The organism is Kribbella sp. NPDC049227 (genome assembly GCF_043197265.1).
Classification (GTDB): Bacteria; Actinomycetota; Actinomycetes; order Propionibacteriales; family Kribbellaceae; genus Kribbella.
Genome location: NZ_JBICST010000007.1, coordinates 600313 through 607340, shown reverse-complemented (window position 1 = coordinate 607340; position 7028 = coordinate 600313). Strand labels below are relative to the sequence as shown.

7 protein-coding genes are annotated in these 7028 nt (G+C 68.3%); 1 reads left to right on the top strand and 6 read right to left on the bottom strand.

Features of this window, described 5'->3' with window-relative positions; translation table 11 throughout:
• Nucleotides 1-483: 483 nt before the first annotated feature.
• The 4 genes from dusB to ACGFH6_RS32445 form a co-directional block, all read right to left on the bottom strand.
• Nucleotides 484-1605 carry a tRNA dihydrouridine synthase DusB gene (gene dusB / locus ACGFH6_RS32460; RefSeq protein WP_393391507.1) on the bottom strand — a complete coding sequence of 374 codons (1122 nt, stop codon included), beginning with the start codon at nucleotides 1603-1605 and terminating at the stop codon, nucleotides 484-486.
• 3 nt (nucleotides 1606-1608) lie between these two features.
• A complete protein-coding gene (locus ACGFH6_RS32455; protein WP_393391506.1) occupies nucleotides 1609-2301 on the bottom strand; it encodes a hypothetical protein in 693 nt (230 codons plus the stop codon).
• Nucleotide 2302: 1 nt separating this feature from the next.
• Nucleotides 2303-3688 carry a glycine--tRNA ligase gene (locus ACGFH6_RS32450; RefSeq protein WP_393391504.1) on the bottom strand — a complete coding sequence of 462 codons (1386 nt, stop codon included), beginning with the start codon at nucleotides 3686-3688 and terminating at the stop codon, nucleotides 2303-2305.
• Nucleotides 3689-3783: 95 nt separating this feature from the next.
• Nucleotides 3784-4074: an antibiotic biosynthesis monooxygenase family protein gene (locus ACGFH6_RS32445; RefSeq protein ID WP_393391503.1), complete on the bottom strand. Its 291-nt coding sequence runs from the start codon at nucleotides 4072-4074 to the stop codon at nucleotides 3784-3786.
• 33 nt (nucleotides 4075-4107) lie between these two features.
• Between ACGFH6_RS32445 and ACGFH6_RS32440 the strand changes: the two genes are divergently transcribed.
• Nucleotides 4108-4416 (top strand): DUF6703 family protein, encoded by a 309-nt coding sequence (locus ACGFH6_RS32440; protein ID WP_360455702.1) that lies wholly within the window; start codon nucleotides 4108-4110, stop codon nucleotides 4414-4416.
• A 47-nt stretch (nucleotides 4417-4463) separates the two neighbouring features.
• Here ACGFH6_RS32440 and eboE read toward each other — a convergent pair whose 3' ends face one another.
• Together eboE and ACGFH6_RS32430 are read right to left on the bottom strand one after the other, a co-directional pair.
• Nucleotides 4464-5615 (bottom strand): metabolite traffic protein EboE, encoded by a 1152-nt coding sequence (gene eboE / locus ACGFH6_RS32435; protein ID WP_393391501.1) that lies wholly within the window; start codon nucleotides 5613-5615, stop codon nucleotides 4464-4466.
• A 112-nt stretch (nucleotides 5616-5727) separates the two neighbouring features.
• Complete coding sequence (locus ACGFH6_RS32430; protein ID WP_393391500.1) at nucleotides 5728-7026, bottom strand: YibE/F family protein; 1299 nt, start codon at nucleotides 7024-7026, stop codon at nucleotides 5728-5730.
• Nucleotides 7027-7028: the final 2 nt, after the last annotated feature.

Genomic DNA, 7028 nt, shown 5'->3' with positions numbered 1-7028 from the left:
CGCGCAGCACCTCCGACCGGGGAACGAACGCGCACCGCGCCGCAGACGCCAATCGCACAACCACAGCCGAAGGCCGCCTCCTCAAACACCAACACAGTCCGCCCGCGCAGCACCTCCGACCGGGGAACGAACGCGCACCGCGCCGCAGACGCCAATCGCACAACCACAGCCGAAGGCCGCCTCCTCAAACACCAACACAACTCGCCCGCGCGGCACCCTCGACCGGGGAACGAACGCGCGCCGCGCCGCAGGCGCCGATCGCACAACCACGGCCGAAGGCCGCGTCCTCCCCCCGCCAACACAGCTCGTCCGCGCAGCACCTCCGACCGGAGAACGAGCGCGCGTCGCGCCGGAGGCGTCGATCGGACAGCCTCGGCCGGAGGCCGTGTCCTTTCACGCCAGCACAGTCCGTTCGCGGAGCAGCTTCGACCGGGAGGGGTGCGCGGTGCCGGGCGGACAGCTGCGGGGCGGAGGGCGGGTTCTTCAGCCGCCGGAGACGCCTAGTTCGGCTTCGGCGAGGTCGGCGGTGAGGCCGTCGGTGTCGTCCAGCCAGCCTTGTGGGAGGACGATGTGGTCCCGGGGACTGCCTTGGCGGCCTCGGGGTGCACCGAGTTCGGCGACCGGGAACGGGACCGTCGGGTCGAGCTGGGCCAGCAGTTCGTCGAGCTGGGCGAGGGATTCAACCATGCCGAGGGCCGCGCGGAGTTCGCCGCCGGCCGGGAAGCCCTTCAGGTACCAGGGGACGTGCTTGCGGAAGTCGCGCAGACCGCGCGGCTCCCCCATCAGGTCAGCCAGCAGCTCACCGTGCCGGCGCATCACGACAGCCACCTCACCGAGGGTCGGCAGGTTCAATGCTTCCCCACCGGAGAACGCGACCGCGAGGTCCCGGAACAACCACGGCCGACCAAGGCATCCACGCCCGACGATGACTCCCGCGCACCCGGTCTCCGCCACCATGCGGAGAGCGTCGCCCGCCTCCCAGATGTCACCGTTGCCGAGCACCGGGATGCTCACGTGCTCCACCAGCGAAGCGATCGCGGACCAGTCGGCCTGACCGGAGTACGCCTGCGCCGCCGTACGCCCGTGCAACCCGATCGCCGCGGCGCCCGATTCTTCGGCGATCCGGCCCGCGTCGAGGTACGTCTGGTGGTCGGTGTCGATGCCGATCCGGGTCTTCATCGTGACCGGTACGCCGTACGGCGTCGCCGCGTGGACCGCCGAGCGCAGGATCGCGCCGAGCAGGTTGCGCTTCCACGGCAGCGCGGCGCCGCCGCCCTTGCGGGTCACCTTCGGGACCGGGCAGCCGAAGTTCAGGTCGATGTGCGCGACGCCGTACTGATCGCACAACACCTGCACGGCACGACCGATGTACGTCGGATCGACGCCGTACAACTGCACGGACCGGACCGTTTCGCGCTCGTCGAACGTGAGCATGTCGAGCGACTTCTGGTCACCCTCGACGATCCCGCGCGACGTGATCATCTCGCACACGTACAGCCCGGCGCCCTGCTCCGCGCAGAGTCTGCGGTACGCCGCGTTGGTGATGCCGGCCATCGGCGCCAGCACCACGGGTGTGTCGATCGTGAGGTTGCCCAGTCGCAGCATGGCTCAGGCCTTCGCCACCAGCACCTGGCCGTTGCCGGAGATCTGCGCCTTGTACGGCTCGACCGCGTTCGACATCGTGGTGACGTCGCAGGCGATCGGCGCGCCGGAATGCTTGACCACGGCAACATCAGCCATCGTGCAGGTCACCTTGGCCGCGCCGGGCGCCGTCCGCAGCACAGCGTCCACCACCTTGGCCTTCACGATCGCGACCGAGTCGGAGGTGAACTTGTACGACGCCGTGTACTGCTTCGCGTCGACCGTCAGCGTCCCGGTGTACGGCTTCCCGCCATACGTGACCGTGCACGTCAACGAGTGATTGCCGGGCTTCTCCACGTCCCCGATGCCCGGGCACTTCACCGTCGTGGTGGCGGACTTGCCGGCCGCGATCTGCGCCTGCTTGGCGATCGCGAACCGGATCCGATCGGCCAGCGGCGCGTCGCTCGCCGGCTCGCCGGTCACCTTCGGCGTCGGCCACGGCTTCGACGGCGTCGGCAGCGGGGTCAGCGCGGGCGTGGACGCGGTCGGGATCGGCGAGTTCGAGCTCGCCGGGGGCGTCGACGGAGCGGGGCTGTCGTCGGCCGCCTGCGGCTTGGAGTCCGAGCACGCGGCCAGCACGAACACCATCACCGCGGACAGGCCGAAGACCGTCAGCCCGAACCGCAGGTGGTCACGACCGAGGAACCGCCGAGCCGCCATGTCAGCAGCCGACCAGGTGCTGGGCGAGGTAGCCGGTGACTTCGGTGAGGGCCACCCGTTCCTGTTTCATCGAGTCGCGCTCCCGGATGGTCACGGCCTGGTCGTCGAGGGTGTCGAAGTCGACGGTGATGCAGTACGGCGTGCCGATCTCGTCCTGCCGGCGGTAGCGGCGGCCGATCGCACCGGCGTCGTCGAAGTCGACGTTCCAGTTCTTCCGCAGTTCGGCGGCCAGGTCCTTCGCCTTCGGGGACAGCTCGGCGTTGCGCGACAGCGGCAGTACGGCGGCCTTCACCGGCGCCAGCCGCGGGTCGAACCGCAGCACGGTGCGCTTGTCCACGCCGCCCTTCGCGTTCGGCGCCTCGTCCTCGGTGTAGGCGTCGAGCAGGAACGCGAGCACGTTGCGGGTCAGGCCGGCCGCCGGCTCGATCACGTACGGCGTCCAGCGCTCGCCCTTCTCCTGGTCGAAGTACGACAGGTCGGCACCGGAGTGCTTGGAGTGGGTGGACAGGTCGAAGTCGGTCCGGTTCGCGATGCCCTCGAGCTCGTCGAACTCCTTGCCGCCGAAGTTGAACTTGTACTCGATGTCGACGGTGCGCTTCGAGTAGTGGCTCAGCTTCTCCTTCGGGTGCTCGTAGAACCGCATGTTGTCCGGGTTCAGCCCGAGGCCGACGTACCAGTCCCAACGGGTCTTCAGCCAGTACTCGTGCCACTCCTCGTCCGAGCCCGGTACGACGAAGAACTCCATCTCCATCTGCTCGAACTCGCGGGTCCGGAAGATGAAGTTGCCCGGCGTGATCTCGTTGCGGAAGCTCTTGCCGACCTGTGCGATGCCGAACGGCGGCTTCTTCCGGGCCGTGCCCATCACGTTCGCGAAGTTGATGAAGATGCCCTGCGCGGTCTCCGGCCGCAGATAGTGCAGCCCTTCCTCGGACTCCACCGGGCCGAGGTAGGTCTTGAGCAGGCCGTTGAACATCCGTGGCTCGGTGAAGGTGCCCTTGTTGCCGCAGTTCGGGCAGGCGATCTCGGCCAGCTTGACGTCGTCGGCGTCCTTGTTCTTCCGCCGGGCGTAGTCCTCACGCAGGTGGTCGTCGCGGAACCGCTTGTGGCAGGACTGGCACTCAGTCAGCGGGTCGACGAACTCCGACAGGTGCCCGGACGCCTCCCAGACCTTGGTCGGCAGGATCACCGACGAGTCCAGGCCGACGATGTCGTCACGACTCGTCACCATCGCCCGCCACCACTGGGTCCGGACGTTGTTCTTCAGCTCCACACCCAGCGGTCCGTAGTCCCAGGCCGACTTGGTTCCGCCGTAGATCTCGCCGCACGGGTACACGAAGCCTCTCCGCTTGCTGAGGCTGACGACGGCATCGACGGTTTCCACGGGCACTTTTCGACTCCAGATAACGGGCACAGGTTGCGGTACGAAGGGTCCAGGCTATCGGTCCGGGGCGGCCACCGCCGCATCCGGCCGAACGACCGCTGCTACGGCAGGAACTCGGGTACGTCGTCGTACGCGGTGGGCTCGTCGATCGCCTGGGACAGCAGCGGCACGGCGGCCAGTTTCACCTCGTACGGCGACAGTGCGCGACGGTAACTGCCGATGTTCTCCCATTCCATCGTCAAGGCGAGCAGTTCCGGGTCGTCCGCGTTCCGCCCGGCCCGGGCGGCGACGAACCCCTTCTGCTTCCCCAGCACCTCGACCGCGCCCCGTAGCCGCTCGAAAAACCCCGGCTGCTCCCCTGGTTCCACCCGGAACCTGATCACCACGAACACGGGGTCCACTGTAAGACCTGGAACAATGGGCAGATGAGTTCCCCCAGCGGTCAGCCGGCGAGTCCGCTCCGGCAGCGGATCACGAAGTTCAGTTACCCGTACGTGGCGAAGCTGCACGGGATGCCCACCCTTACCCTTCCCGCCATCACGCTGGTGCTGGCCCTGGCCGGAGTCTTCGCTCCGCTGGTGATCGCGATCCCGGCGCTGATCCTGCTCGCGCTGCTGCTGGCCTGGCTCGGGTTCCTGTCCTGGCCCGCCGTCGGCACCGGTCCGCGGTTCCTGCGGGTGTTCTCGATCCTGATCATCCTGCTCTTCGCGGTCTCCAAGATCGCCAGCAGCTGAGCCCGGCCGGCCGATCATTGCCCTGGGCACCTTCCTGTCCGCTGGGCTCAGCCTGAGGCCTCGAGTCCCAGGCCCAGCAGGTGTTGGCGAAGGCAGCCGAGTTCTCCCGCGATGCGTTCGGCCAGTTTCTCCTGCGTCCGTGGCATCCGCGGCCACGTGTAGACCTCGGACTCCAGATGGTGCGTCAACGGGTGACCACCACCGACAAGGCGGTTCAAGCAGTTCTCGAGTACGCCGTTCGTGCCGGCGAGCGGAGGCGGTAACGCCTTGTGGACAGGGACATGCGCATGCATCCGCCAGGCCGCATGGCCCGACAACTGGTAGGCCAGATCGACGTCGTCGACACCGGGACCGCACCACTCCCGGACCTGGCGCAGGTACTTCGGATCACCCAGCTTCGCGAGCGCTCGACGCCCCGAGTAGTCGGACGGATCCGCGAGCTGGGGCGCCGCGGACAGCTGCGCCTTCACCACGTCGATGCCCGCTCGCCACAGCGTTTCGAACCCACGATCGGGCTCCTCGAACTGCACAGCCAGATGGCACGTGTCGAATCCCAGTCCGATCGCCGATCCCCCGGCGTACGGGCTGGCGTAGCGACTGAGCCAGGCGGCGGCCTGGCCGAGCATCTCCAGGACACAGCCCGGTTCGGGTTCGACCGCGATCCGGATCCGGCGGCCCGTGCGCGCCTCGGTCCGGGCGAGATGCCTCCCGACCCGGTCGAACGCCTCCCGCGCCGCGACGTTCCGGGCCTTCGACCACGGCTCCCGCCAGGCGAGCGGCAGCGTCGAGATCGAGCCGTACGCCGCATCGTCCGGGAGCAACTCGGCCAGGACATCGACCAGGTCGAGGGTGTAGCGGAGCCGCTCGGGCTCGGTCCAGTCCGGGCAGTAGACCTTGGTCCTGACGATCTCCTCGGTGAAGAAGCTGTGCGGGATCCCGTTCAACGTGACGACTTCGAGCTGGTGGCGACCCAGCGCCCGGCGCAGCTTGTTCAGCGCGGCCGGCGAGTTCGCCAATCGGTCGGCCAGTGCGCTCGGGAACCACAGGCCGACACCGAGCACCGGCACGTCCAACTCCTTGCGAACCAAAGCCGCGCAGCCGCCGAGACCGGCGATCACGCCGTCCAGGTCGCCGGCCGGATGGACGTTCGCGCAGTACCCGAGGTGAACGACCGAACCGTCCCGATGCCGAAATCTCATCAGCACCTCCTCACCCCGTTGCAGCCACAGAAGGTAATTGCAGGCAGACGCTCCGTGACCTGTTCAGAACTGTAGAAGCCTCGTGCTCCCGGGGGAAGAGGATGGTGCGCAGCTATACCGGTTCGTGAAGGTGCTCGGGCTCGGTCGAGATCAGATCGCGGGAACGGTCGGCCACCGCCATCGCGGCCAGTGCCGTCGTGAGCGGGACCGCGGCGATGATGCCGAGGCTGCCGACCAGACCGCGAACGATCTCCATGGCCACCATCTCGGTGGAGATGACGTACCGGCCGGGAACACCCTGGATCGCGAACGTCATCAGGATCGGCAGGGCGGCGCCGGCGTACGCGAGTACGAGCGTGTTGACGACCGACGCGACATGGGCGCGGCCGATCCGCAGACCCGCACCGACCAGCTCACGCCGGGTCGCGGTCGGGTTCGCGGCGGACAGTTCCCAGACGGCCGCGGCCTGCGTGACGGTCACGTCGTCGAGTACGCCGAGCGCCCCGATGACGATGCCGGCCACCAGCAGTCCCTTCAGGTCAACGCCGGGCACGAGTGCCTGCACCCCGGAGGCGCCCTCCGAGGCCAGTCCACTCAGTTGGCAGAACTTGGTGAAGAACCAGCCGAGCAACACGGTCAGCCCCAGGGCCGCGATCGTCCCGGACAAGGCGATCGAACTCTCGGCGTTGATCCCATGCGTGAGGAACAGCGCGATCGCCATGATCACGGCTCCGCCGACGACCGCGACCAGCAGTGGATTCGAGCCCTTCAGGATCGCGGGCAGGATGAACTGGGTCAGCGTGACCGCGGTGACCGCCAGCGCGATCAACGCCGCGAAGCCCCGCCATCTCGACAACGCCACCACGGCGACCGCGAAGATCGCGGCCAGCAGGAGCAACGGCATCGTCCGGTCGTGGTCGACGTACTGGTAACGCTGCTCGAGCGGAGCACCCTTCTGAATGCCGAGCATCAAGGACTGCCCGACCTCGATCTTCAGCGGAGCCTGGCCGGCCTTCGGCACCTGGACCGACACCGACTTGCCTTGGTCCGGCCCGCTGGTCAGCTTCACCGTGGCTTCGTCGCACTGATCCTTCTGCTGCGCGCACGGCTTCAGCGCGGTGACCTCGCCCCTGGCCGAGTCGGTCTGGTACGACGCGACCTTCACGCCACCGCCGGGCCACATCACGATCATGGCGATCACCGCGGCCGCGAGCAGGGGCGCGAGGACCGCCGCGACCACGATGCGGACGCGGCGGGCGACGATCGCATCCGCGTCGACCACCGAGGTATCGACCACGTGATCGCCGTGGCCGTGCCCGTGACCATGCCCGTGACCCTGCGGAATATCGATCGTCCGGCGCCGGTTGGGACGACGGTCGGCACGGCGGCGTCCAACGGTGCGACTGGCCATGG

Coding starts and splice junctions, on each gene's coding strand:
- dusB (WP_393391507.1), bottom strand. CDS start 1,605: ATGCTGCGACTGGGCAACCTCACGATCGACACACCCGTGGTGCTGGCG.
- ACGFH6_RS32455 (WP_393391506.1), bottom strand. CDS start 2,301: ATGGCGGCTCGGCGGTTCCTCGGTCGTGACCACCTGCGGTTCGGGCTG.
- ACGFH6_RS32440 (WP_360455702.1), top strand. CDS start 4,108: ATGAGTTCCCCCAGCGGTCAGCCGGCGAGTCCGCTCCGGCAGCGGATC.
- eboE (WP_393391501.1), bottom strand. CDS start 5,615: ATGAGATTTCGGCATCGGGACGGTTCGGTCGTTCACCTCGGGTACTGC.
- ACGFH6_RS32430 (WP_393391500.1), bottom strand. CDS start 7,026: ATGGCCAGTCGCACCGTTGGACGCCGCCGTGCCGACCGTCGTCCCAAC.